The 24,637-nt window shown below is 61.0% G+C and carries 21 protein-coding genes and 1 pseudogene; 8 read left to right on the forward strand and 14 right to left on the reverse strand.

Features of this window, described 5'->3' with window-relative positions; genetic code table 11:
• Positions 1–365 precede the first annotated feature (365 nt).
• The 7 genes from ACU0DV_RS06610 (at position 366) to ACU0DV_RS06640 (ending at position 9,576) form a co-directional block, all read left to right on the forward strand.
• Positions 366–1,085, forward strand: a complete 720-nt coding sequence (locus tag ACU0DV_RS06610; RefSeq protein WP_446273498.1) for a ParA family protein — start codon at positions 366–368, stop codon at positions 1,083–1,085.
• A gap of 10 nt (positions 1,086–1,095) precedes the next feature.
• Positions 1,096–1,728, forward strand: coding sequence for a hypothetical protein (locus ACU0DV_RS06615; protein WP_446273499.1), 633 nt, complete (start codon positions 1,096–1,098; stop codon positions 1,726–1,728).
• 160 nt (positions 1,729–1,888) lie between these two features.
• On the forward strand, positions 1,889–2,128 hold the full coding sequence (locus ACU0DV_RS06620; RefSeq protein WP_276153509.1) for a hypothetical protein: 240 nt from the start codon (positions 1,889–1,891) through the stop codon (positions 2,126–2,128).
• A gap of 120 nt (positions 2,129–2,248) precedes the next feature.
• Positions 2,249–3,370, forward strand: coding sequence for a DUF4172 domain-containing protein (locus tag ACU0DV_RS06625; RefSeq protein ID WP_446273500.1), 1,122 nt, complete (start codon positions 2,249–2,251; stop codon positions 3,368–3,370).
• Between the two features lie 120 nt (positions 3,371–3,490).
• Positions 3,491–7,576, forward strand: a complete 4,086-nt coding sequence (locus ACU0DV_RS06630; RefSeq protein ID WP_446273501.1) for an Eco57I restriction-modification methylase domain-containing protein — start codon at positions 3,491–3,493, stop codon at positions 7,574–7,576.
• Entirely contained in the window at positions 7,573–7,941 is a 369-nt protein-coding gene (locus ACU0DV_RS06635) for an ATP-binding protein (RefSeq protein ID WP_446273502.1), read from the forward strand. Before ACU0DV_RS06630 ends, ACU0DV_RS06635 begins: the two co-directional genes overlap by 4 nt.
• Positions 7,942–7,959: 18 nt before the next feature.
• On the forward strand, positions 7,960–9,576 hold the full coding sequence (locus ACU0DV_RS06640) for a hypothetical protein (protein WP_446273503.1): 1,617 nt from the start codon (positions 7,960–7,962) through the stop codon (positions 9,574–9,576).
• Positions 9,577–9,585: 9 nt separating this feature from the next.
• Here the strand turns inward: ACU0DV_RS06640 and ACU0DV_RS06645 are convergent, their stop codons facing one another.
• The 4 genes from ACU0DV_RS06645 to ACU0DV_RS06660 form a co-directional block, all read right to left on the reverse strand.
• The gene (locus ACU0DV_RS06645) at positions 9,586–9,858 is read right to left on the reverse strand and encodes a WGR domain-containing protein (protein ID WP_043872320.1); all 273 of its coding nucleotides are present in this window, start codon (positions 9,856–9,858) and stop codon (positions 9,586–9,588) included.
• A gap of 84 nt (positions 9,859–9,942) precedes the next feature.
• Positions 9,943–10,875, reverse strand: coding sequence for a DUF2493 domain-containing protein (locus tag ACU0DV_RS06650; protein ID WP_446273504.1), 933 nt, complete (start codon positions 10,873–10,875; stop codon positions 9,943–9,945).
• Between the two features lie 374 nt (positions 10,876–11,249).
• Positions 11,250–12,281, reverse strand: coding sequence for a DUF7146 domain-containing protein (locus tag ACU0DV_RS06655; RefSeq protein WP_446273505.1), 1,032 nt, complete (start codon positions 12,279–12,281; stop codon positions 11,250–11,252).
• A 3-nt stretch (positions 12,282–12,284) separates the two neighbouring features.
• Entirely contained in the window at positions 12,285–16,664 is a 4,380-nt protein-coding gene (locus ACU0DV_RS06660) for a strawberry notch-like NTP hydrolase domain-containing protein (protein ID WP_446273506.1), read from the reverse strand.
• Positions 16,665–16,840: 176 nt separating this feature from the next.
• Between ACU0DV_RS06660 and ACU0DV_RS06665 the strand changes: the two genes are divergently transcribed.
• On the forward strand, positions 16,841–17,134 hold the full coding sequence (locus ACU0DV_RS06665) for a hypothetical protein (protein WP_238373070.1): 294 nt from the start codon (positions 16,841–16,843) through the stop codon (positions 17,132–17,134).
• A gap of 114 nt (positions 17,135–17,248) precedes the next feature.
• On the opposite strand, the gene ACU0DV_RS06670 is transcribed toward ACU0DV_RS06665, so the two are convergent.
• From ACU0DV_RS06670 to ACU0DV_RS06715, 10 genes and pseudogenes are all read right to left on the reverse strand, one after another.
• Entirely contained in the window at positions 17,249–18,328 is a 1,080-nt protein-coding gene (locus tag ACU0DV_RS06670) for a hypothetical protein (protein ID WP_446273507.1), read from the reverse strand.
• Between the two features lie 12 nt (positions 18,329–18,340).
• Positions 18,341–18,553 carry a hypothetical protein gene (locus ACU0DV_RS06675; RefSeq protein WP_446273508.1) on the reverse strand — a complete coding sequence of 71 codons (213 nt, stop codon included), beginning with the start codon at positions 18,551–18,553 and terminating at the stop codon, positions 18,341–18,343.
• A gap of 142 nt (positions 18,554–18,695) precedes the next feature.
• A complete protein-coding gene (locus tag ACU0DV_RS06680) occupies positions 18,696–19,715 on the reverse strand; it encodes a nucleotidyl transferase AbiEii/AbiGii toxin family protein (RefSeq protein ID WP_446273509.1) in 1,020 nt (339 codons plus the stop codon).
• Positions 19,708–20,301 (reverse strand): DUF6088 family protein, encoded by a 594-nt coding sequence (locus ACU0DV_RS06685; RefSeq protein ID WP_446273510.1) that lies wholly within the window; start codon positions 20,299–20,301, stop codon positions 19,708–19,710. The genes ACU0DV_RS06680 and ACU0DV_RS06685 overlap by 8 nt, the downstream gene beginning before the upstream one ends.
• Positions 20,302–20,358: 57 nt before the next feature.
• On the reverse strand, positions 20,359–21,003 hold the full coding sequence (locus tag ACU0DV_RS06690) for an antitoxin of toxin-antitoxin stability system (protein WP_446273511.1): 645 nt from the start codon (positions 21,001–21,003) through the stop codon (positions 20,359–20,361).
• On the reverse strand, positions 20,996–21,415 hold the full coding sequence (locus ACU0DV_RS06695; RefSeq protein ID WP_446273512.1) for a hypothetical protein: 420 nt from the start codon (positions 21,413–21,415) through the stop codon (positions 20,996–20,998). The genes ACU0DV_RS06690 and ACU0DV_RS06695 overlap by 8 nt, the downstream gene beginning before the upstream one ends.
• A 76-nt stretch (positions 21,416–21,491) precedes the next feature.
• A complete protein-coding gene (locus tag ACU0DV_RS06700) occupies positions 21,492–21,689 on the reverse strand; it encodes a hypothetical protein (RefSeq protein ID WP_127109533.1) in 198 nt (65 codons plus the stop codon).
• Position 21,690: 1 nt separating this feature from the next.
• A pseudogene (locus ACU0DV_RS06705) lies at positions 21,691–21,930 on the reverse strand (DUF6915 family protein); the annotation flags it as partial.
• 156 nt (positions 21,931–22,086) lie between these two features.
• Positions 22,087–22,524, reverse strand: a complete 438-nt coding sequence (locus tag ACU0DV_RS06710; RefSeq protein ID WP_446273513.1) for a hypothetical protein — start codon at positions 22,522–22,524, stop codon at positions 22,087–22,089.
• Positions 22,521–24,554, reverse strand: coding sequence for a hypothetical protein (locus tag ACU0DV_RS06715; protein ID WP_446273514.1), 2,034 nt, complete (start codon positions 24,552–24,554; stop codon positions 22,521–22,523). The genes ACU0DV_RS06710 and ACU0DV_RS06715 overlap by 4 nt, the downstream gene beginning before the upstream one ends.
• Positions 24,555–24,637: the final 83 nt, after the last annotated feature.

Here is a 24,637-nt window from a genome sequence, read left to right on the forward strand (position 1 = left end):
CATCGCGTCTTTTGCGCCCCGTCTCTTGCATCCCGCAAGACGGGTTTTGCCGCGTGCCAACCGTCTCGTGTCACCCGCAGAACGACAAACGCGAGACTGTCTCCCGTCGTCTGGAGCGCGCTATCCGTCACCTGCATTCCGTCCGCAGAACATCGCCAAGCGCATCCCGACATTTGGAGGGTGTGTGGTGCCTCGCGACGAATGCTGAAGGCGCCACGGCAGACGTCGCACGGTCATCGCACAACGCCGCCCGCTGCATGCCAAACGCGGGTCGCATCCCGACTTCTGCTTGACCCCTCCGCCTCATGCGTTTAGCGACGCTTTGGCATTATTGTTGCGATTCACTATTTTTGCGGAGGATCAGAATGCCGAACGAAAATCTTGTGGTGATCGCAGCGATGGCCCGGAAAGGGGGCAGTGGAAAAACGACGCTTTCGCGCGCCTTGATCAGCGCCGCGATCGCCGCCGGACGCAGAGTGATGTTGATCGACACGGACAGCACGAGAGTACTCGGGGCTTGGCATGCTCGGGCGGAAACCGGTGGGCTGAGTTCGCCGCTTCTCTGCTCGGCCATCGTCGAAAGCGTGGCGGGTGTCGAGGATCAGATCGATCAGGTCTACATGGCAGGCACGGCAGACTTCATCTTCATCGATACCGCAGGGGTCGGTGCCGAATGGTCAGACGGCATCGCGGTGCTTGCGGACCACATTGTGACGCCCGTCATGCTGTCAACGTCTGATTTCGATGTCGGAGCGCAGACAGCTGATTGGTTTGAGAAACTGAAATCCCGTGTTGACGACCCCTCTAGCCTTCCGCGCCACCACGTCGTCCTCAACATGGTCGACCCGAAAACGACCCGTGCTGACGCCGCCCTGATTGAAGAAGCGCTCACCCGTTTTCCGGTGATTGAGACCGTCATGATGCGACGAAACACTTACAAGGAGATGGATCAGAAGGGGCTTCTCCACGCCATGGCGCTGGAAAAGCAATCTGATCCAAACCCTCTGATGCGTCCACATGTACGTTATGTCGTCGAGGCGCTCGAGGAGGCGACGGACATCCTCAACAATATTCTTGCTGCGTGAGGACAGTCGATTGCGCAAGAAGATCCCGACCATCACCAGGCCCGACCCAGCCTACGCCGCCACCCTGCAACAGGGTGACCGCGAGATTCCCGGGAAGGAAGATGAGGCAAAGGTCACAGCAACAAAGACAGGCACCCCAGCCGCTGACGTTGACGCTGATCGGCTCGAGTCAGAGCCTGTGCCGGAAGGTACCGTGGCGCCGCGTCAAGTCACCGCGGAAAGCTCTGACCCGCATACCAGCCTGAGAGCTCCCGTATCGGCCCGCGCTTTGAGCCCGACCCGGAAGATCGACATCAGGGTCAACGCACTCGAACGACAGGAAGCAGCGCTCCAGACTTGTGGTGTTGAGCCAGCACATGTGGTGCGTGCCGCCCTGCGCCGTGCAGTCAAAGGCTGGCAACTGTCGCCGGTCTTCGCTGCAGTCACGGAGGAGCGACGCACTCGAAACACGCAGTGGCAGGCCCGGACATCTCTGGCAGTCGATGCGGCCAGCCTGAGTGTCCTCCTTCGGGACCACGACCCCCTCGACGTCTTGAGTAAATGGGCCCTGATCCGCGGCCAGGTGGAACCACGCATATGGGGCGAGATCGACAAAATCTTGGAAGAAATTGCTGTTCGTGCTGCATCGCCGCATGAACCGTAAGATACCTATCTGAAAAGATAACTTGCATTTCGCCGGTGGATTTTCGCCCACCCAGAACGGTTCATCTTGCAGTTGCAGAAACCTAGTCCTAACACCAGCTAACAGGAATTTCAGACCTCAGTGGTGACGAGTTACGAGGTCCATTTAGGAGGAACGCATTATGAACACGAAGCCCCGCCTGACTGGCGAACCGATCATGCGCATCCTCTGCAAGACATCTGAAAATCTGGTTGGCTACCTGTATCAATGGAACAATGGCGACGTGCAGCCAGCATGGTTTGATCGCGCTTTTGCAGACGTTCGTTACGAACCGTTCGTTCAAGCGCCGAAAGAAAACTCCGCCAATCCAGAGATCCCCGGACTGCGTCAGCAAGGTCCGTCGCACCTTGAAAATGCTTAGCTCACGACCTCGCTTCGGTTTGTCGGTCATCCCGTCCTGCAGGTCCTTTGAGCGATAGAGTTGACTTCTATGCCTCAGAAGTGATCTAGATATGAGTTATAGAAAGGATGTCTATAACTCATGGCTTGGAACTGGACGCTGCCCGATTGGCCGGATTTCCGGTATGACGCCTCCGCTCTGGAGCCGTTTGAGCAGAAGTTTCTGCTGTCGTCCGGAGAAATCCTCGGCGCGGTCCATCATGTCAGCCAGCCGGAGCGCGAGCAACTCCGCATCGAACTTCTCAGCGAGGAAGCGATGCAGACGAGCGCCATCGAGGGTGAAATCCTCGATCGGCTCAGTGTGCAATCTTCGCTGCGCCGCCATCTGGGCCTCGATCCGGACAGCTACCCTGCCAAACCGCGCGAACAGGGCGTCGCGGAAATGATGGTCGACGTCTATTCCAGTTTTGCAGAGCCGCTGACGCATGAGACACTGTACCGCTGGCATCGGATGCTACTGTCGCATGACCGTCGGTTGGAAACCATCGGGGCCTACCGACAACACGCCGAGGCGATGCAAATCGTTTCCGGCCGCATTGACCGGCCCACGATCCATTTCGAAGCGCCGCCTTCAGAGCGGGTCATGCCTGAGATGGAGCGATACGCGGATTGGTTCAACAAGACCGGGCCGGGGGGAGCAGAGCCGCTTCCAGCGCTGACGCGCGCAGGGCTAAGCCACCTCTATTTCGAAAGCATCCACCCATTCGAAGACGGGAACGGCCGCTTGGGTCGCGCCCTCGCTGAAAAGTCGCTGGCGCAGAACATTGGCCAGCCGACCCTCATCTCGCTCGCCTTCACCATCGAGAAGGAGCGCAAGGCATACTACGACCAGCTCGAGCAGCATCAAAAAACGCTCGACGTGACCGATTGGCTCGTCTGGTTCGCGGAAGTTGTCTTGAAGGCCCAACAGGCAACACTCGACCGCGTCGGCTTCTTCATCAGCAAGGCACACTTCTACGATCGTCACAGAGACCACTTGAACGAACGCCAGGCCAAGGCCATCGCTCGAGTTTTTCGGGAAGGCCCTGGCGGTTTCAAAGGCGGCCTCAGCGCCGACAACTATCTCAAGATCACCGGAACGTCACGCGCAACCGCAACCCGCGATCTGCAGGATCTGGTCGAGAAAGGTGCGCTCAGCCGAACCGGTGAGCGACGCCATACGAGGTACTGGTTGAACCTGAATGAGCGGAGGCGATCGCATTGACAGAAGTGCGTCCGATCAAACGACACCCTTCCCTTGGCGGGCCGCCCGTCTGGGATTTTTCCAAGTGCACGGATCTGGGGCACCTGCTAAATCTACAAAAAGCAATAAGGAAGTTACGATTTGAGCAGTGAGATCGCAAGCCAGGGAAGCCTATTCACATCTGACTTTCTGACCGAAACCATTCAAGGCGTTTCGGAGTGGAACACCCTCGGGAATGCTGATCTCGACCGTTTCGAAACATCTCTTCGATCGATCTTTGAAAACTTCCCGATTTCCCAGACACCCAACGAAAGTCAGACCGAAGACGATCTGATCTGGCCAATCCTAGAAGCGCTTGGCTGGACACAATCCCTTCGCCAACAAAATCTATCGCCGCGCGGGCGCGAAGACGTGCCCGATGGTTTGCTTTTTGAGAGCGCCGAGACAAAGGCCAAGGCGAACGGCTTTCCCGAAGAGTGGAAGCGATACGAGTTCGGCCGCGCCGTGGTCGAATCCAAGAGATGGGCACGCCCCCTTGATCGCCGCTCCGGCCGGCGCGGGGAAGAAACCGCCCCATCAACCCAGATGCTCCGCTACTTGCGCCGCATCGACGATATCACCAATGGCGCACTACGTTGGGGCATTCTGACCAACGGCTCGAAGTGGCGGCTGTATTTCTCGGGTGCGCGATCGGTATCCGAGCAATTCTTCGAGCTCGACATCGCCGCGATCCTGGACTTGCCAGGGCACAATGAGGGGCTTTTTGCGCTCAATGAGGCTGATCGCCGCCACTGGCTGAAGGTCTTCTACCTTGTGTTCTGCCGCGAGGCATTCGAGCCTGCGGGGGCTGATCCGCGCACCTTCCATGAAAAAGCCCTCGAAGAAGGCAAGTTCTACGAAGAGCGCGTTGCCGAAGACCTCTCAAACAAGGTTTTCGGGGAGGTGTTCCCCGATCTGGTCCGCGCCATCGTCAAGGCCGCGCCCGAGGCTGATCTTCAAGAGGTGCGCGAAGCCGCCCTGATCCTGCTCTATCGCCTCTTGTTCATCCTCTATGCCGAAGACCGCGACCTCTTGCCGGTCAAGGATACGCGCTATGACGATTATGGGCTGCGCAACAAGGTGCGCCTTGATGTCAAAGAACGCAAAGACAATGACGACGTCTTCTCGGATACGGCCGCGCGCTATTGGGGAGCGATGGCCGACCTTTTCCTGGCGATCGATCAAGGCGACGCGTCGATAGGCTTGCCGCCCTACAATGGCGGTCTGTTTGACCAGGGGCGCCATGCGATCCTAACCAATATCCGCATCCCCGATGCAGTCATGGCGCGTGTGATCGACGCACTTTCCTTTGAGCTGACGCCGGTGGGGCGCAAATATATCAACTACCGCAACCTCTCGGTGCAGCAGCTTGGTTCGATCTATGAGCGGCTCCTCGAATACGAGGTGACGCGCGACGGCGAAGATATCACCGTTCAGCCCAACATCTTCGCGCGCAAGGGGTCGGGCAGCTATTATACGCCCGATGACTTGGTGCAGCTCATTCTTACAGAGACCCTTGAGCCGCTTGTGGAAGAGCGAAAACGTGCGTTCAAAGACAAGATCGAAGAGCTAGGGCAAGGGGATCTGCCAGATCATCGCAAGATCGGGCAGCTTAAGCGCCTCGATCCCGCGACCGCGCTTCTTGACCTCAAAATTTGTGACCCGGCTATGGGCTCCGGCCATTTTCTCGTAAGTCTGGTGGACTTCATGGCCGATCAGGTGATTGCAGCCATGGCAGAGGCCGAGCTCGATGCGCCCGAGGAGTGGGGGGACTATATTTCTCCGCTTGGCGAGAGGATCGATACGATCCGCAACACTATCCTTGCTAACGCTGACGAACGGAGCTGGACGATCGACGAGGAGCAACTCGACGATCGGCACATCATTCGCCGGATGGTCCTAAAGCGCTGCATCTACGGCGTCGATAAGAACCCGATGGCAGTCGAACTCGCGAAGGTAGCTCTGTGGCTCCACACCTTCACCGTGGGTGCACCACTGTCTTTCCTGGATCACCACTTGCGGTGCGGGGACAGCCTTTTTGGATCATGGGTCAAGAGCGGTATCGACAAGGCCGCGACATACGGCACACCGCTCCTTCTGCACGAGCCCATGAGACGAGCGCTCCGGGCAGCCTCAAAGATGCAGATTGTCGAAGGTCTGACAGACGCTGAGATCGCCGAGGCGCATCGTTCGGCCGACGTGTTTGCCGAGGTGCAGGAGATGACCGCGCCCCTCGACGCTCTATTGAAATTTATCCACGCGCTGGAATGGATCGGCGTCAAAGACAAGGCAGGAAAAGCCGCGTTGAAAGTCTTTTTCGACGGTCAGTTTGGTGATCCTTTGGCCATTGCCATGGGCAAACGCGATCCCCGGATCAAACGTGACGCCGACAAACGGTTTGCTGAAATACTCGAAGAAGCACGAACTTTGATTGCCGAAGAAAACTTCCTCAATTGGCAGGTCGCTTTCCCTGGTATCTGGTCCGATTGGGAAGATGACCTGCTGAATGGTGGGTTCGACGCAATTGTCGGCAACCCGCCTTGGGACAGGATCAAGCTTCAGCAAGTCGAGTGGTTCGCCGCCCGCCGTCCGGAGATAGCAAGGGTTCAACGCGCCTCCGACCGGAAAGATTTGATCGCCGATCTGCAGAAAGCTGGCGACCCGATCGCAGCGGAGTTCGAGAAAGCGAATGCCCGCGCAGAAACGACCAGCCGGATGGCGAGAAAGGGAGGAGATTATCCTCTCCTTTCCGGTGGCGATACGAATTTCAACTCACTGTTTGTCGAAAGGGCGCGAAAGATAATCGCCCCTGGTGGCATTGTCGGGCTGCTGATCCCATCTGGCATCGCCACGGAAACCAGCTCGCAGGAGTTCTTTTCGCAGCTGATCGAAGGGCATGCCGCGTCCTGCTATTTCGACTTCTTCAACAAGCGGGCCTCCGGACCTCTCTTTTTCCCAGACGTCTACTACCGCTTCAAGTTCAGCGTCCTTGTCTTCTCAGGAGGGGACAAGACTTTCGACCAGTGCCGCTTTGCCACTTTTGTTCGGGACATCGCCGAACTGAAGGACCCCCGAAAAGTGTTCAGCATGGATGTCGATCACTTCAAACACGTCAATCCGAACTCCAAGACCGCACCGGTTTATCGAGCTACCCGGGACCGGGAGATCTCGACCGAGATCTATAACAGGTTTCCCGTGCTCGTAGATCGCTCGTCGGGCGATGAAGTCAAAGCTTGGCCCGTCAAATATGTTCGCATGTATGACATGGCCAACTCTTCGGACCAGTTTCGCACCGCCAAAGAACTTCAGGAGAAGGAAGGCGCTTGGCCTGAAAGCGGCGGTGTCTGGGGCAGCTCACAGGGAACGTGGGTGCCGCTTTACGAAGGCAAGATGGTCCAAGCGTTCGATCATCGCGCGTCCGGCATTACAACCGTTGATGCAAATCTCCACCGCAGTGGCCAAGGAGCCGCGACCACGGAAGAGCAACGGCATGACCCGAACCACGTCATTGCGCCGCGCTACTTTGTACTCGATCCCGGCGACCTGCGCGTTGAGTTGGCGATCAAGGATGTCACATCCACGACGAATGCCCGGTCCCTGATTTCCTGCATCATCCCGCCGTTCGGCGCCGGACACACCCTTCCAATCCTGCGGATCGAAATCGAAGACGCAAAGGAACGTGCGGAAGCCCAAGCCATATTGGCGGCATCGCTCAACAGCACCATGGTCGACTTCGTTGCCAGGACAAAGATCCTGAGCAACCACGCAAGCTGGTACATTCTGGAACAGCTTCCGATGATCCCACGCGCAGAGTTTCAATCGACACGATTTGGCAGCAAGTCCGCGTCGCAGATCGTGTGCGAAACCGTATTGGAGCTGACCTACACCTCCCACGACATGGCACCGTTTGCGCGCGATCTGGGTTACATCGATGACGCAGGGGCAGTCCGCCCCCCGTTTGTTTGGGATGAAAACAGACGTGCAATGCTGCGCGCCAAGCTCGACGCGCTGTTCTTCGTTCTATACGGCCTCACCGGTCGTGACGATGTCCGCTATGTCTTCTCGACCTTCCCAATCGTTGAACGACAAGAGGAAGACGCCTTCGGTGAGTTTCGAAGCCGCGAGCTTTGCCTTGCCTGGATGAACGCGCTCGCCGCCGGAAACCCCAACGCGGAGATCAGGCTATGAGCAACGTCAACGTCAAACGCGCCGTCGAGAACATCCGATCCGGAACTAACGTCTACACCCCGCTAGTCGAAACCATAGTGAACGCGATCCAAGCCATTGAAGCCGCATCCATCGCGAAAGGCCGCGTCGATATTCTCGTGAAGCGGTCGAACCAAGAAGACCTTGAGGGCGGCCAGCCACCTGTCGAGAGTTTCACGGTCATCGATAACGGTATCGGCTTTAACGACGAAAACAGGGATTCCTTCGACACCCTCTACTCCGATCATAAGATCGCGCAGGGCGGCAAGGGGTTTGGGCGCTTCACCTGTCTGAAGTACTTCGACGATTTGCTCATCGAGAGCGTTTTCGAACACGAAGGGGGGTGAACAAAGCGCACCTTCAAAATGGGCAAGCAGACCGACATCATCGTCAACGAAATCATTGAAGACAACCCGGACGGCGACATCGGGTCCCGCGTTACTATGCGGAAGGTGAAACGTGCGTTTCCCGACAAGAAAGTCAAGACGATTGCTCGCACACTGGTGGAACGGCTTCTGCCGTATTTCATCGACGCCGACTATCAGTGCCCAGAGATCGGGATTGCCGAGGAAGACGGAACCGGTCGGATCATCCTCAACAATTTTGTCAGCAATCAGCTTGCCGCGATGATCAAGGAGATTCCGCTCCAAGATGGGAACATCGTCCTCGGATCTGGGGACAAGGAGCAGACTTTTCAGGTTCGCGTGTTCAAGCTTTACTCACCACGAAATCAGAAAAGCAAGATCAGCTTGGTTGCAGACCGCCGGGAGGTCACAGACACGGCAATCCATAGCTTTGTGCCGGAATTCGTGGATGAATTCTATGAAGAAGGATCGCCTGAGGGGGAGGATCGGGATCGCAACTATATCGTAGAGGCGTACGTCTTTGGCCCGTATCTCGATGCCAACGTATCCCTTGAGCGTGGTGGTTTCGATTTTCCAAAGGGCGATGACCTGCTTCATCCTATCTCACAGGCCGAGATCGAACAGGCAGCAGCGCACATCGCACGCGACGCCCTTGGTGACACGATCACCGCGCGCCAGGAGAAAAAGCGCACACAGGTGCGCAGCTACGTTGAGGAGTCGGCACCTTGGCATCGGACAATTGCAGAGGATATTGACCTGTCGTCGATGCCCTACAATCCTACGCCCGAACAGATTGAGACGGTATTTCAGAGGGAGAAGTTCTCTCAGGAAGTCGCCATCAGGCAGCAAGTCGACAAGATGCTCGGCGAAACGGACGCCGCAGGACTCAAAGACGGCCTGCCGAAGATTCTGGATCAGATATCAAGGACCAGCCGAAACGACTTGATCCACTATATCGCGCTGCGGAAGCATGTGCTCACGCTATTTGGAAAGAGCTTTGAACTCACGGACGACCAAAAGTACCCGTCCGAAGGCACCGTCCATGACATCATCTTCCCTCGAAAAGGCGATACCGCAGCCACGGCCTACGAAGATCACAACCTCTGGATCATAGATGAGCGCCTTAACTTCACGTTTTTTGTGCACTCAGACAAACCCTTGGACGGTGGAACGTCTGAGCGTCCCGACCTCCTGGTGTTCGACAAGCCGGTGTTGTTCAGAGGTGACAACGAAGCGAGCAACCCTATCACCGTTTTCGAGTTCAAAAAGCCTGGACGCGATGATTTCGTGAACCCGTCTTCGAAAGAAGACCCGGTACAGCAGATCATCCGATACGTGAACAGCATTAAGAAAGGGAAGTTTAAGACGCCGAAAGGACGCCCAATTCAAGTCGCTGAAAACACCCCATTTTATGGCTACGTAATGTGTGAAATCACAGAGAAGGTGAAAGAATGGCTGAAAATGGAAAAGGACTTCACTCCCATGCCGGACGGCGGGGGATGGTTCAAATGGTTCGGTAACAACAATCTCTACATGGAGGTTTTGAGTTGGGACAAAGTCCTGCGGGATGCCGAGATGCGGAATCGCGTGTTTTTCCACAAGCTGGGTATCGATTGATTGGCAGACCTAGCCGTTTGACCGCGCCTCGTATCCGCGGCGCTTCTTCGTCGCCGTTAGCTTCATGAGCGCCGTGACCGCTCTACCCTCGTCCGGGTGCTGTTCGACTAGCATCTGCCCTCGAAACCCGATACGGCCCCATTCCCGCACGAGGCATGCGCCGCCAAACAGGTCCGGCTGAACGCTCATTCGATAGAAGCGCCGCATGTTGAGAGACGGGTCGATCCGCTTGAGATCGACCGTCGTCGGGAACACTTCCATTTGCTGCGATGTGTCGAACATGTTGTTGATGCCTCTCTCCAAACCACAATATCAAGCGCTCTTCGACGTTTCCACAATGTTCTGTCCCGGATTGAAGTCGGGGGCTCACGCCCCCTTCTCGAACTTCATGACCGGGATGCCGAGCCTCGAAGCCTTGTCGGCGAGGTTTTCCTGGATACCTGTTCCGGGGAAGACAAGGACCCCGACCGGGAGCACATCTAGCATCGCATCGTTTCGTTTGAAGGGCGCGGCCTTGGCGTGCTTGGTCCAGTCAGGCTTGAAGGCCACCTGCGTCACGCCCCTCGCCTCGGCCCATTTGGCGGCGATGAGTTCTGCGCCCTTCGGGCTTCCACCGTGCAACAGGACCATGTCGGGATACTTGGTCCGGACCTGGTCGAGCTTGCCCCAGATCAGGCGGTGATCGTTGAAGTCGGTCCCGCCGGTGAGGGCGACCTTGGGGCCTGCGGGCAACATCACCTCGGTTTCCGCGCGGCGCTTCGCGGCCAGGAAGTCGCGGCTGTCGATCAGCGCTGCGGTCATGTGCTGGCGGTTCACCATCGAACCGGTGCGAGGCCGCCAGGTCGATCCCGTGTGATGGACGAACTCGGATGCGGCGTGATCGCGCATCATGTCCATGCAGTTCCGGCGTTCGATCAGGGTGAGGCCTTCGGCCGTCAGGCGCTCGAGTTCGGTGGATTTCACCTCGGAGCCATCCTGCTCGCGCTGGAGGCGGCGCTGCGCCTGCTCGTTCTCATCGAGCGTCCGCTCGATCCGGGCCGTGGCGCGGTGGAAGAGGTTGACCTGGCCCCAGAGCACCTCTTCGAGGTCGGGTTCTATGCGGGTGTCTTCCAGGGTCGCGACGAGGGCGTCGAAGATGTCGGCGACGGCGACCGCGAGGCGCTGCCCATCGGGCATCGGGCGCGGATCGGGCTCGTCAAAGGGACGGAAGCCATAAAGCTGCAACTCGTCGAGCGCATGGGCGGTCTGGGATGCGGTGTGGGCGGGTTCATACGCGTCGTCGTGGGTGTGGATCGTCATCGGTTTCTTGCCTCCGGGCCTGTCTCATCCGCGCGACAACCCGCGCGGCCTTCATGGGCTGCGAAAGCCGTCATGGGGGACGCCCCTTCACCCCGCCTTTCGGGGCCGGAACGCATGTGGAGGAGGGCGGGGGGCGGCTGATTTGCCTCGCGATGCAAAGGCGGGGCTCGTCCCCGCCGGCGGAAATCAGTCGCCCCCCGACCTTGAAGGGGCGTCCCCTTTGACGGCCGCCTGCCCATCTCTTGAAGGCCGAGCGGGGGACGGGTGGATGAGATTTACCCGGGAAGAGGCAAAGGTGATGATCCACACCCGCGACAGGACTGCAGGACCCCTACCCCCCCCTCTGCCCCTGACCGCCCCCTGCGCGATGCTGCTCAGCCTGACAGGCGATGCCGATCCTCTGGCCCGATCTGCCTTGCCAGATGCTGGCGCAGCGCCTCCTTGCCGTACGCCCGGAGATCATCGTTGAAATCCCCGAGCCGCGGTTCCAGCACCCGAACGGCAATCCCAACCTCAGTGGCTCTGGCGCTCAACCTCTCTGCCGCACGTTGTCCGGCCGGATCGCGGTCGATAGCGATGTAGAGGCGCTGCACTCCCTCCGGCAGCAGGACCGCCCCAAGGTGACTGGACGACAGCGCCGCCCAGACGGGAAGGCCCGGCACTGCCTCGACAAGGGACAGCATGGTCTCGATGCCCTCACCGACCACGAGGATGTCCTCATGCGGGGTCAACCGGACGGCATTGCCGAGGAGGTGACCCATGGCACGCCGCTGCGTCTCGACATCCGCTTTCCCCTGACCGTCAAGAGCCAGCCAGGTGCGATGCACACCCTGCAAAGCCCCTGCCCCATCGGTGACCGCGGCGATCAGCGCCGGTCTGGGGATGCTCCGGGTCTGGCCCTCATCCCGATGCCAGCACTTCGGGTGGAAGCGAAGGGCGCTCATCATGCCGCCTTGGGTGAGGCCCCGGGAGCGGAGGTAGGCGTCGGCAAGCGTGCCTGCGACCGGCACCGAGGCTGCGAACAGCCGCGCCGCCGCAGCTGGTGTGCCACCGGGGGCCTTGGCTTTCCGAGGGCGTGGTACCTCCGGGAGAACCGGCTGCGGACGGCCAAGATGCGCCCGGGCCTCGGCCAGGAGATCGGGAAAGCGCGAGATCCCGGTCCGCTCGCGGATGATGTCGAGGAGATCGCCATGCTCGCCTGTGGCCCCGTCGGCGAACTTGCCGGCGGCGCCCGGTCCAGACGCAGGCCCCGTCAGCCGCACGAAGAGGGAGCGGCCGGGGTTGTTCTGCAGATCGCCCACGATCCAGTAGGACCCTTCCCGCCGTCCGGCGGGAAGGTAGGCGCGACAGACGCCTTCGGCATTCTCCGCAAGTGCGCGGATCACCTCCTCGGTTTCGGAATACATGGCTCAACAACCCCCGCGTGCATGTAGTCCCGTCACAGGACAACGTGCAAGCAGACGACCCAGCACGGCAATGCCGCTGGCATCGGTGGGGCAGAAGAGGCGCAGCTTCCAGCTGATGATCTCCGAGAAGAAGCCATCGGCCTTGAGCCGGTCCTTGGCGACCTCAGTGAACCCAGACAGCTCGATCCGGTTCACGCCCATGACGCGTGAGCGGTGCAACTCCATCCCTTCGGCCAGCCGCACCACGGTCTTTCCCTCCAGCACGAGAGCATGGACCTGCGCCGCCGTGAGTTGCGGCGCGTCATTGGCCAGCGTGGTCGCGACCCAAGCAGGAGAGACCCGGCGACCGATGATGCGCTGACCGTCATCGGTCTGCAGCCGGTAGACGCGGGTCTCATCCTGTGGGAGCTGCTTCCAGATCGGCAGCAGCAGCCCCGCCACGATGTGCAGCGTGGTTTCCGTGAACTCCGGCACTTCAGCCAGTTCTGCCGTCCAGGCTTCAGTGAAGGCCGCGCGGTCGGCTTCCATCCAGTTTGTGTCCTCCATGATCTTGGCCGGAACCGTGCTGGCCTCCGTCGGGCGGACCAGCCGCAGGCGGGGCTCGATGGTGCCGTCGTCCAGCATCAGGCTGGTGGCGGGCACCTGCACCGCGGCGCGACCGGATCGGCTGTTGACCAGCATGCGTGCCTTCGGGTCTTCGAGCCAGTCGAGCGCATCAGCGAGCGCGGTCGGCGTGTTGCGCTGCTTTTGCGCGATGGTCAGGAGCTGGGTTTCTGCGCCGGAGCCGGGATGGGTGTAGATCACACGCGCATCCGTCACCTGAAAGCTCTCGGCGCGCAGCGTCTCGAGCCCGAGGTCGTAGACCCCGGCAGCGATAGCGCCCTCGATTCGCTGATCGAGGAGTTCCTCGAAGACCGAGAAGAGCACGGCCTGCATGTCGATCGTCAGCGCCAGCAGGCGATTGAGGAAGGTCGTGATTGGGGGCAGATCATCCTTCAGCCCATTGTCATCGGTCAGGCTCAGACCGGTGGCATCCTCGAAAGCCCCGAGCGAGCAGCCAGCCACATCGCCGCGATAGATCCGGCGATAAAGCTGACGCAGCGCGTCGCGGGCATAGGGGGACTCGAGGTTGTCCTCGGGCCGGAACAGCCCCTGCCCGCCGGTCTGGCGCTGCCCTCGCGTGATTGCCCCGAGCGTGTCGAGGCGGCGCGCGATGGTCGAGAGGAACCGCTTCTCCGCCTTCACATCGGTGGCCACCGGCCGGAAGAGCGGCGGCTGCGCCTGATTGGTGCGGTTGGTGCGACCAAGACCTTGGATGGCGGCATCTGCCTTCCAACCGGGTTCCAGAAGGTAGTGGACCCGCAGGCGCTGGTTCTTGGCTCCGAGATCAGCGTGATAGCTGCGCCCGGTGCCACCGGCATCCGAGAAGATCAGGATGCGCTTCTGGTCATCCATGAAGGCCGCTGTCTCCGCGAGGTTGGCAGACCCTGCCCGGCTTTCCACGACAAGCCGCGCGGCATGGCCCTCGCCCTTGCGCACGATGCGGCGCGACCGGCCCGTGACTTCGGCCACGAGATCGGTGCCGAAGCGTTGGACGATCTGGTCCAGCGCGCCCGGGACGGGCGGCAGTGAGGCCAGCTTCTCGATGAGCGCATCGCGCCGCCGCGCGGCTTCGCGGCATTCCACAGGCTGGCCTTCGCGTACCACGGGCCGGGACGACAGATTGCCCTCGCTGTCAGTGAAGGGCTCGTAGAGCTGCACCGGGAAGGAATGGGCGAGGTAGTCCATGACATATTCCCGCGGGGTGATGTCGACGCGGATGTCGTTCCATTCTTCAGTCGGGATCTCCGTCAGGCGGCGTTCCATCAATGCCTCTCCCGTCGAGACGATCTGGATGACGGCGGCATGGCCCGCCGTGAGATCAGCGTCGATGGCAGCGATCAGGGTCGGCGTCTTCATCGACGTCAGCAGATGGCCAAAGAAGCGCTGCTTGGCGCTCTCGAAGGCCGAGCGAGCGGCGGATTTGGCCTGGCGGTTCAGAGTGCCGCTGTCACCCGTGATGTTGGCCGCCTCCATCGCGGCCGCAAGGTTGTTGTGGATGATGGCGAAGGCCCCGGCATAGGCATCATAGATGCCGCGCTGCTCAGGCGTCAGCGCATGAACCAGCATCTCGTATTCGACGCCGTCATAGGAGAGCGACCGGGCAGTATAGAGGCCAAGGGACCGCAGGTCGCGCGCGAGGACCTCCATCGCGGCAACGCCGCCCGCCTCAATCGCTTGCACGAATTCCGCGCGCGTCGCGAACGGGAAATCCTCGCCGCCCCAAAGACCGAGGCGCTGCGCATAGGCGAGGTTGTGCACCGTCGTTGCACCGGTGGCCGAGACATAGACCACGCGGGCATTGGGCTGCTTGTGCTGGAGACGCAGACCCGCCCTGCCCTGCTGCGAGGCCGTGACATCGCCGCGCTCACCCTTGCTGCCGGCGGCATTTGCCATGGCGTGGCTTTCGTCGAACAAGATCACACCGTCGAAATCCGCCCCCAGCCAGTCGACGATCTGGTCGACGCGGGATTTCCTGGCCCCGCGCTCCTCTGAGCGCAGCGTTGCATAGGTGGTGAACAGGATGCCCTCGGTCAGCGGGATATCCTTGCCTTGCGCAAAGCGCGACAGCGGCGTCACCAGCAAGCGTTCCTGCCCGAGTGCGGACCAGTCGCGCTGCGCATCTTCCAGCAGCTTGTCGCTTTTCGAGATCCAGAGCGCCTTGCGGCGGCCCTGGCACCAGTTGTCGAGCAGGATCCCGGCCGACTGGCGGCCTTTGCCCGCGCCGGTGCCATCGCCAAGAAAGAAGCCGCGACGGAAGCGGACAGCGTCAGCGGCATCGTCCGGCGCGGCCGAGACCATGTCGCCGGTTTCATCGACAGTCCAAGACCCCGCGAGATACGCGCCATGCGCCTCGCCCGCGTACATCACGGTCTCAAGCTGCGCGTCGGACAGAAGGCCATCGCGCAGGATGGCGGCTGGAAGCTTGGGCCGGTAGCTGGGTTTCGGGGGAGCGACCGAAGCCATGGCCGCTGATTGCACCAGCTTGGTGGGGTGCGGTGCCGCGCCGGGGATGTCGATCGCCTGCAGGCGGAAGGTCTCATAAATGGAATCCGAAAGACGCGCGCTGGCGCCGTCCTCGGTTGCATCGCGCAGGGTATAGGCGAGGTCTGCGGCCTCGATCTGCGGAGCGGTGTTGGTGGTGGGTGTTGCTGGCGTGGCGCGCGACGAGCTGATGCCTGTGCGCGTGGTGCGGGCAGGATTTCCCGGGAAGGGAGAAGTGGGGCCCTGCCCGGCTGGTGCGACCTGCGCCAGTTCGAGGCGCGGGGGGACATGGGCCGTGATCAGCGACAGCAGGCTGGCCACATCGGGTGAAATCGGGCGCGTCAGATCGGCTGTGATGCCGCCCGCCTCGCCACCGCGGCATTTGTCGAAGACCGAGAGGCGGGTTTCAAAGCTGGTGCCGTGCTTGGCGAAGGCCGCACCGGACACGGCACCTGTAAAGACCAGATGCGCGGTCTCGGTCAGGCGGGCGAAGGTCTCGGCCCAAGCGGGCGCATCGGGCGCGAAGCCCGCGCCGGTGATGGCGACCAACCGTCCGCCGGGGGCCAGGCGCGCAAGCGCCGAACGCAGATGCCGGGCTGTCGCCTCGGTGGTGCGGGCGTCGACATTGGCCACCGCCGAGAATGGCGGGTTCATCAGGATGATGCTCGGGCGCAGGTCCGCGTCGAGATGATCGTCGATCTGGGCGGCGTCAAAGCCCGTGACCGGTCGACCCGGAAACAGGCGGCGCAGAAGATCGGCGCGGGTGTCGGCAAGCTCGTTCAGCGCGAGACTGCCACCCGCGATTTCTGCGAGGACCGCCAGAAGGCCCGTCCCAGCCGATGGCTCCAGCACCAGATCGCGCGCGGTGATCTGTGCTGCAGCCATTGCGGCCAGCCCCATGGGCAGCGGCGTCGAGAATTGCTGAAACCGCTCCATCTCCTCGGACCGCCGCGTATGGGTCGGTAAAAGGCCGGACACCTTGGCAAGGATCGGCAGCAGCGCTGCGGGTGATCCAGCCCGGGCCAGAAGCGCGCGGCCAAATTTCCGCAGGAACAAGACCAGCGCTGCCTCGCCAGCTTCATAGGCCAACTTCCAGTCCCAGGCGCCGGTCGCATCAGAGCCGCCAAAGGCGCGCTCCATCTCAACGCGCAGGCGCAGCGCGTCGATCTGGAAACCTTGCGCCAGATCAGTCTGCAGCGCTTCGGCCACCCTCAAGATCGCAGCGGCCGTATCGGGGGACGGGATGGGGACAACAGACGCAAGGGCGCGCTCGGTGGCAAAATGGGCGAGATGGGTCATTGGGAAACTCCGGAATGAGGAACAGGATCAGGCCCGGACACCCTCTTTCGGGCACCCTCAGGCCTGACCTTCCCCGGCCATCCTCTTCCTCTCAAACCCCATGATTTCCGCAGGCGGCTTGCTTTTGTTTCTGTTATGTTCTACTTTAAGAGCCACGCTAAGAAGGGAGATCCCCGATGGAAAGCACCACTTACGCCCTGCCCGCGACGCCAAAGCAGATCGCCTATGCCCGCGCGCTGGCCCTGCGCAACCAGACGCTTCTGCCGTGGGAGGTTCAGCAAGATCGGCGCTCCTTGAGCGCCTGGATCGACGCACAAGCCAAACTGAAGCCGGGCACGCAGGACAGCCGCCCGACGTCAAAGCAGGTCGCCTTTGCCGAACGCCTCGCCCGGATCAAACGCCGTGCCGTGCCGGATGAGTGTTTCCGAGACAAGGGGCTGATGTCGAAGTGGATCGACGGGAACAAGTGAGAGTGATCAGCTGAAAGTCAGTGAAGGGCGCAAAGCCTTGCTCGTGGAAGCTTTGGCGTAATAACCGACTTGTGCGCTGAGCTTTAGAAACAGCGAGTATTCAATGGGAACAGCTTAGGGCTCCGACAGTGTCACGTTCGAAAGCAGATACTCTTCAAGTCGTTCGACCACTCTCAGGCAATAATCTGCAAACCGCTTCACATCCTCACCAATCAGCGTGACGGTCTCACCAGGTTCGTGATCTTCTGAGAAACTCGCATAGTGTTCGTCTGCCACGCCGAGATTGTGGCCGAGAACGTGGCGCTTTTGAATGTTCAGACGCAGATTTTCGATTTCGAGATCGTTCAGGCCGTCAAATGGGTCGATCCCAATCTTGGCAAACACACCCCTACCACGGTCAACATTCTGGAAAGCATTGCCGATCGCTTTTTTGCCGATGAGTTTTTCGACCCTCTCGGGCAGATGCGTGCGAACCAAGTACGCATGAACCGTCTTCAGCGTCGCTTCAAAGGCGGTCAGAACATCTTCATGCGCGTTCCCCATTACGCGATAGGCAATCTCGCTTCTACCCTGTTCATCGAGGTCATCTGCCAGAGCAATCTGCTCCCCAACAATCTCAACCTCGCGACGAAAATGCATCGCTACGTTCGGTGCTCCGCAATCGGGACAGAACAAGGCGAGTGCGTAGACCCCGTAGGATCGACCGCATACTCCGCAATCTAGGCTGCGCAGCAAATCCTCTCGTATCGCAAGCGGCTCAACACGCCGCCGCGGCTTGTGCTCCATCTTCATGGAGATGAGGCCACCTTTTCCAAACTTGCGGTTGAAATCCTTGGCATATTCACCGAGCCAATCGCTCACATCATTTTCGACCAACCAGAGCGCGTGCTTTTTCACCGCCGCAATATCATCAGCGTGTGTGAATTCCTCATCATCAGCCATATGGCCGGAATACGGACAGACCGTTTGCCCCGGCCCCGGCTCGCGACGCATGCGAGACCTGTTAACATCTGAGATCGTACGCTCTTCTGGTGCCTCACCCACTAGGAAGAGACGCGGGGCAGCATCCTCCTTTGGAGAATAATGATACACCTTGCCCGAAGGACTCATTGGCCTGGGCAGCGAAAGTTCCATTCGATCCTGCGTTCCGCCGGTCCGATACTTTTCAAGATTGCGAAGCCTCAAGTCCTTCATGTCCTGCCTCCATCAATCTTCTTTTACGGTCGTGCGAGGGTTACGCTTTGCAACCCCCTCAGTCACGAAACGTCCGGTTTTGGCGCTGCGCGCCGACCCGGTCGCGCCGCCGCCTGTCTTTTCATAGACCGTCGTGTTGGGGCTGCGCTTTCCGTGCGCCGTGGTGACGTAGCGGCCCGTGATTGCGCTGCGGTAATGCCCGTTGCCGCCTGATTTCTTTGCCATGACCTCGGCCTCCATATCGTGTGCCAGAATCGATAACTGACCCAACATATACCATAGACGCCGCTCGGAACAAAGGTGGAACGAACCTCTCACTGCCCGAGAAGCTTTTCGAATAAAACCCGTTCCCATCGGAAAGGCTTCCTCAAGTTTTGAAAGCGGCATTCGCCCTGAGCGCGATCTCAGCACAGCGGTCCATCAAAACATCGAAGGGCTCTGGTGACGTGGCGAAGAGACCATCTGCGACCATCCGGCGGTAATCATCTGCGAGAACAATCAATGCCTCACCGCTTGGGACCAGTTGCAGATGTCCGGCTGTTGCTGCGCTGTAGTTAACTTTTGCGCCATCGGCGGTCTTTTCAGAGAAAAACATCGTCTTATGGCGAGCCACGGCATCCGCGAGCGCCCGATCTTCAGTGGCGGCAGTGGCAATGCCCGCCTCATCTAGCCTAGCAAGGTCGTGCCAGTGCCGCGAGAAGCGATCGCCGCGCAAACGTTTCTGCAAGCAGAAGACGTGGATAGCCGTCGCCTTCTCCCAGAACGTTCGCTCGGCATGCATCACGCGGGGACGAGCAACCGGAAACTCCACGCTTTCGATCACCGACGCGGCATCGCAAACAATGTCGCGCGCTGATGCCGGCTCTCCGGTAGAACGCGCGCCGAATTCCAGCATTACGCTCGGAGAAACGTATCCAGTGCCTTGGGCGAGGTGCGGGTAATCGATGAACAGCTTGTCGCCGTCAATCCGAAGGCCGGCATCGATCCCTTCCCGATCAATTGCCTGCTGCAGGATCGGCTGGATGGTCCCGGCCACCCATTCAGGCAAAGCCTGTCGGACGCGCTTCGACCAGCGCCGCTCTTCGCTGGATGTGGCGGGCATGGCATCTTCACGGCCCTCGAGCAAATCAGGGATCAGCGCCCGGATATCGAATGTCAGATCCACATCCTCGGAAAACCGGTCAATGACCTGGTAGGCCTTCGACAGAGAGGTGCCACCCTTGAAGACGAGGTTTGTGCCGACGGGCGATCCAAACAATTGCTGGATCGCCCAGACCACCCAGACGTCCTTTTCGAGGAGGTGGGCTGGCCGGCCAAGCCGATCGGCTGCAACACCAAGAGCATCCAGTCGGTCTTTGGCAGTGAGGCGCAGGAATGCCTCAGCCATGGACCATCTTTCCGATCAATCGTGCCAGCCAAGTCGGGAACTGCGGCGCGGCGGACACGAGTTCGGTCTTTGCCGTCTCCGTGAGCTTGGATCGCAGGATTTGCAGGACCTTGGGAGCCTCATCCGGCCCGAGCCATGCCAGCGCACGGACGGCCTGGCCCGAGGTCTTGCTCCCAAGGGCCAACTGCCAGCGCGGCGCATGACGCAGTTCGACTGCCTGCCGGCCAAGGTTCAGCACACGGCTTCGTCCCGAGGTGAGGTAAACCGACTTGACCGGCATCTGCGTGGTCAGGCCCAAAGCGTTTGCCGCGGCAGCACCGCTCGGCACGATCGTCTCGCCCCGCTGCACAGCGAGCGCTTCAATCGCCTGTTCAGCGGACGGACTGCGCGGACCAAAGCGTGTCTGGACGGGGCGCATGTAGATGCCGCGGCCAGCGCGGATCAATTCGCCGCGCGCGGCCAGACGCGACAGCGTTTGATCGACCGCCGCGCGCGAGCCGAGGTGCAGCAGGCCCTTCGCTGCCAAGGGCACCCCCTCGGGCAACGTCGTCGCGACATTCATTATGCTCTCGGCCATGCGCTCCATGATCGCTCCTTTGTCAGAAATATACGCAGATTTCTGACAGTTTTCAACCGTGCCGTCTCACCCGAAGCGGCGCCCTCCTTCGGTGAAGGTGTACTCGTTGACGATGATCCCCTCCTCTATGGCCTCGTCCGAGGTCTGGTGGTCGTATTCGGCCTCAAGCTGGCGGTAGAGCCAGCGGGCCAGATCGCGGAGCGCCTCGGTCACGGTCTCCTCGGCGTCTTCGGTCGGCGGCTGCCAGGTCGGGCTGTCGCGCGTGACGTCGATCGACATGGTGAATTCGTGGTAGTAGCGGCCACGATGGCCGACCTCGGCGGCGAGCTGGTAGAAGTTCCGCCGCTGGATGGCCTGCAGCCGGTCGGCGATGCCATGGAGCGTCGCGTCGGTCGGGGCATAGTCCCGCATGCGCGCGGCGGCACCCTTGGCGTGGGACCAATAGCCTTCGAAGCAGGCCCCGTCGCCCTGGCTCCAGAACCCTGAAAACCAGATGCAGGGCTTTGGGCGCGTCTCGCCGCCCATCAGCCGCACAGGCGTGGTTTTGAGCCGGACGCCGAGAATATCGCAGATGCGCTCGAAATCCTCGTAGACCGCGTCCCACCAATCGTCGTGAGGCCCAAGCTCGCGATACCAGCTGCGCGCCTTGTCCTTGGCCGCCTCCGAGAGTTCGGGGAACTGGTAGACGGTGGTGCATATGATTTCAGGCATCCACGTCCTCCCCGTTCAATGCAACGGCCAGCCACTCCTGGCTGCTCGTCCAGCCGATGGATTTGCGGGCACCGAGATCGATTACATGCGCGCCACCTCCGAAAGCGTCGAGGCGCGGCCGGGAGCAGGTCAGGGAATATTGGAACCCCCAGAGGCCGGTGAGATCGAGCTCTTCCGCAAGGCGCAGCACGAAGCGGATGACCGCCTCGACATCGCCGTGCTCGTCGTCATGGATCCAGAGGGTGCTGCCCTCAGGCGCATCCTGGTGCACGAGGTCGAAGCCTGCGACCTCCGGGTCATCGGCGTCCTGATCGGCTTCGCGCAAGCTCTGGAACAGGGCAAGGGCCCGGGCGGCCTTGTCGGGCGTGCCGACGTCGATCAGGCATGAGAAATGGGTGAAGTAATCCGCCATGGGGACCTCCTGAGATTGAGAAACCCGGGCCTTGGGGCCGGGCGCTGGATTGGGATGAAGGGTTGGTTGGAAGCGATCAGCCGGTCGGATTGTCGCCCGATGCCTGCCGCGCGGCATGCGCGCAGAGCATCTGCCGGTAGAAGCGCTTGCGCGCCGTCCGGAAGCTGCGCACGGCGCGCGTGTCGGGGTGCAGCGCCCGGACCGCCGCGCGCAGAACTGTCTGGGGCGATGCCGTCGGCGGCAGACCGAGGCGCAAGTATGCGGGATCAGTCATGTCAACTGACCTCGACCACGGGCGAGGCGAGATGCGGATCGACCAGCGCCTCGATCCGCCCGGACCGGCCCATCCAGGGTTCGGGGCGGATGGCCTTCACCCAGTCGGCGAAACTCGGGATAAAGCCGAGGTCTTCCTTCACGTGCTGTTCGCCGACCCAGCGGGTCGGGATGATGCGCCCGGTCGAGAGCGTGAGGGTCTGGCCGAAGATCGTCTCGGCCATGAATATGCCCTCGGCATGTTATCTGGACAGTCAAGCTGTCTCTTTCTGAAAACCTCCTGCCTTCATTGAGGTTTTCCTGTGCGGCATGGGTGAGACAGTTCATGGGGGCTCCCTCTCTTCTTATCCCTGTTTCACCCCCACCCAGCTCACCTCTTTCTTTTTCTGATCTTGACCTCAGGTGCCGCCCTGGGACGGCGGCCTGAACGGCAGGACATTCGGGTCAGCCCGCGCGATCTGCTCTTCAAGAACCGCGATCAGGCAGCGTTGTTCTTCACCCTCGAGCGCGAGGATCTGGATTTGTTGCGCCAGGGTTTTGACGGTCGCGCGCAACTCGGCCATCTCGCCACCGCGTGCGGCCCGCAGCTCGGCTTTAAGTTCGCGGATACGGGCCTTCAATCCCGCGACAGATCCCGACCGGAACCGCGCCTCCGCCGCACGAAATTCCACGAGAACGGCGGTCGCCCGGTTGGCCGTTGCGCGGCTGACACCGGCCTCGCGCGCGAGATTGGCGACGCTGAGGCGCCCGTCGGTATGGACGGAGGTTCCTTCGAGCAGTCGCATCATGGCGGTGCGCAAGGCGTCTTCGGTCTTCTGACTGACGGGCCGTGTCATACCTTCGGGTCCTCCAAATGAGCGATCAGTCGGCGCTGTCGATCATTGTCCTGTGTGATTGCGACCTTCTGAACCGCCGACAGGGTGTTGCCCTGCAGGAGGCGCTCACCCTCTTCGATCGAGGCCTGCCAAGGCGCAACATGGCGGGCGGTCAGACAGGAATTGGGGCAGCGGTCCGGGCTGCAACGCGAAATCACAGGAGCCGCCGGCCTGTCGTCGGGCCGCAGGCAAAGGGCGCTGGCGGGATCGAAGAAGCAATCATTCAGAAATCCGACATGCAGTGTCTTTCCGAGATGCGCCAGCATCGTTCGCAGGCGCTTCTGATCGAGGATGCGCCCGGGCAGATCGCCGAGGGCGTCCCGTATATGGGCGAACTCCTGCTTGAGGCGGGACGATACCGGGCCGCCGGGCTCGTCACCCTGCAGGTAGGCCTCATAATAGGCGACGACATCGTCCAATTGGCCAAGCGCCCGTTCCTGCTCGACCGCCCGGCGAAAATCGCCATGCGGCGCGCCGGCATAGCCCTCGAACATCGCCACGGAGGCGTGCTTGTACTGGATCTTGCCAGCGATCACGCCGAAGGGGCGGTTCGCGATGTACCATGCGATGGTGCGCCGGAACTGCCGGGTGCTGAAATGCCAAGCGCACCCATCTACATGTGGAATTGCGGGCGGGTTTGCGACCTTTGCATCCAGACCGTCTCGAAACATCTTGATGATCGGCGACGCCTGCGCTGCCAGGTAGTCCGCGGTCCAGTCCCATGGCTTCAGCGAGACCCAGAGGGATCGAAGATCACGGTCGCCGCGCGCTCGACGCGACAGGGCTTCCATGGCCTCGACGGCACGGGCGACCGGCGCGATGGTGATCCAGTCGGCGGAAACACCCGCCGCTTCGCGATGCTTGTAGACGGTGCTCCGCACACGATAGCGCTCTATCAGGTTGTCGGCACTGCGTTCAACCGAAACGCAGCCCGGCTCCATGTCCTGCAACTCGCTGTCGCGCATCCCCGTTAGATACGCGCAGACGATGTAGCAGGCCGCCTGCAGCATCTGCTCTTCATGTGGCAGGCTGTCCGTGTCGAAACGCTCCCGCCAGGGCAGGCCGGTATCGGGATCGAGGGTGATAGGGGTATCCATTCCGCCGACCTCGGTTCCCATCTCACCCACCATCTGGTCCAGCATCCTCACGGTCGCGGTGGAACTACTGAGGTTCCCCGTTTGAGGACAGCCGATCTGAAGGCACATCAGCCTGAAATTATACGCATTGCCTTCCTTAACATCGGGGACACCGCGGGTGGTGTTTGGACGGCGCTCCCAGATTGGCACGCCCCGCCCTTCCGCCCGTCGGGCCTCGAGCCAGGTACGAAGACGGTAGCGAAACCGTTCGTGGCGGGTTTGGCGCGCATCCTCGGCAATGATCTGGGCAGCACGGACTTCAAGGCGATCCAACTCTTCGCGCGCCGCGAGGATATCCGGGGCGAAGACATCGACGTATCGCATAGACCAGTGGAGCAAGACGCCGATGACCGGTTCGGGGATGCGCGGCGTGGTATTCTCCGAGCTCGTCCGGCTCCGACCGCTGACATTGCTTGCCGTGCGCCCACCCCAGGGCAGGAAGGGAATGCCGCCCCCGGTCACCCATGGCCCGAAATGATGGAGGTCGATGGGGACATCGACATAGAGGCGGATCTGTTGCGATGAACGTGCGCCGTCTGCCCCCAGATGCGCCAGATACGCGTCCAGCACTTGCTGGTCGACGCGCCCCAGTTCGACGGAACCGATACGATCGTGCAGGAACTCTCCGAAATGGCACAGGAACAGCAATGTGCCCTTGGCAGTCGAGGGGCCGCAAGGGCCCCGGTAGCTGCGCAGCGGCGCCTGAAGGCGGGCAAGCATATACTCCTTGGCGAGCCGTCGAAGCGCGGGGTCTGCAATGGCCCCGAAATCCACACGAAACGCGGCCGGACGCGCGTTGGCGCGAAACATCGCCGGACTGAGATCCCAGACATCGTCGCCGAAGCGGGACAGCATCGACCGCTCCGATCCCGGTCTGAGCGGTCTGCCTGCGAGGATGTCGGTGTCGTCGGGATGGATTGCCGATGGCAGCGATGGCC

The sequence above is a fragment of the Sagittula sp. genome (genome assembly GCF_052825245.1).

Bases quoted from the DNA above. Each gene is read 5' to 3' on its own strand.
- ACU0DV_RS06695 (WP_446273512.1), bottom strand. From the start codon at position 21,415: ATGGCGGATTACTTCACCCATTTCTCATGCCTGATCGACGTCGGCACG.
- ACU0DV_RS06685 (WP_446273510.1), bottom strand. From the start codon at position 20,301: ATGGAGCGCATGGCCGAGAGCATAATGAATGTCGCGACGACGTTGCCC.
- ACU0DV_RS06640 (WP_446273503.1), top strand. From the start codon at position 7,960: ATGGGCAAGCAGACCGACATCATCGTCAACGAAATCATTGAAGACAAC.
- ACU0DV_RS06620 (WP_276153509.1), top strand. From the start codon at position 1,889: ATGAACACGAAGCCCCGCCTGACTGGCGAACCGATCATGCGCATCCTC.
- ACU0DV_RS06715 (WP_446273514.1), bottom strand. From the start codon at position 24,554: ATGCTGTCCCGCTTCGGCGACGATGTCTGGGATCTCAGTCCGGCGATG.
- ACU0DV_RS06650 (WP_446273504.1), bottom strand. From the start codon at position 10,875: ATGACGATCCACACCCACGACGACGCGTATGAACCCGCCCACACCGCA.
- ACU0DV_RS06700 (WP_127109533.1), bottom strand. From the start codon at position 21,689: ATGACTGATCCCGCATACTTGCGCCTCGGTCTGCCGCCGACGGCATCG.
- ACU0DV_RS06690 (WP_446273511.1), bottom strand. From the start codon at position 21,003: ATGCCTGAAATCATATGCACCACCGTCTACCAGTTCCCCGAACTCTCG.
- ACU0DV_RS06655 (WP_446273505.1), bottom strand. From the start codon at position 12,281: ATGTATTCCGAAACCGAGGAGGTGATCCGCGCACTTGCGGAGAATGCC.
- ACU0DV_RS06665 (WP_238373070.1), top strand. From the start codon at position 16,841: ATGGAAAGCACCACTTACGCCCTGCCCGCGACGCCAAAGCAGATCGCC.
- ACU0DV_RS06635 (WP_446273502.1), top strand. From the start codon at position 7,573: ATGAGCAACGTCAACGTCAAACGCGCCGTCGAGAACATCCGATCCGGA.
- ACU0DV_RS06645 (WP_043872320.1), bottom strand. From the start codon at position 9,858: ATGTTCGACACATCGCAGCAAATGGAAGTGTTCCCGACGACGGTCGAT.
- ACU0DV_RS06680 (WP_446273509.1), bottom strand. From the start codon at position 19,715: ATGGCTGAGGCATTCCTGCGCCTCACTGCCAAAGACCGACTGGATGCT.
- ACU0DV_RS06670 (WP_446273507.1), bottom strand. From the start codon at position 18,328: ATGAAGGACTTGAGGCTTCGCAATCTTGAAAAGTATCGGACCGGCGGA.
- ACU0DV_RS06660 (WP_446273506.1), bottom strand. From the start codon at position 16,664: ATGACCCATCTCGCCCATTTTGCCACCGAGCGCGCCCTTGCGTCTGTT.
- ACU0DV_RS06710 (WP_446273513.1), bottom strand. From the start codon at position 22,524: ATGACACGGCCCGTCAGTCAGAAGACCGAAGACGCCTTGCGCACCGCC.
- ACU0DV_RS06625 (WP_446273500.1), top strand. From the start codon at position 2,249: ATGGCTTGGAACTGGACGCTGCCCGATTGGCCGGATTTCCGGTATGAC.
- ACU0DV_RS06675 (WP_446273508.1), bottom strand. From the start codon at position 18,553: ATGGCAAAGAAATCAGGCGGCAACGGGCATTACCGCAGCGCAATCACG.
- ACU0DV_RS06610 (WP_446273498.1), top strand. From the start codon at position 366: ATGCCGAACGAAAATCTTGTGGTGATCGCAGCGATGGCCCGGAAAGGG.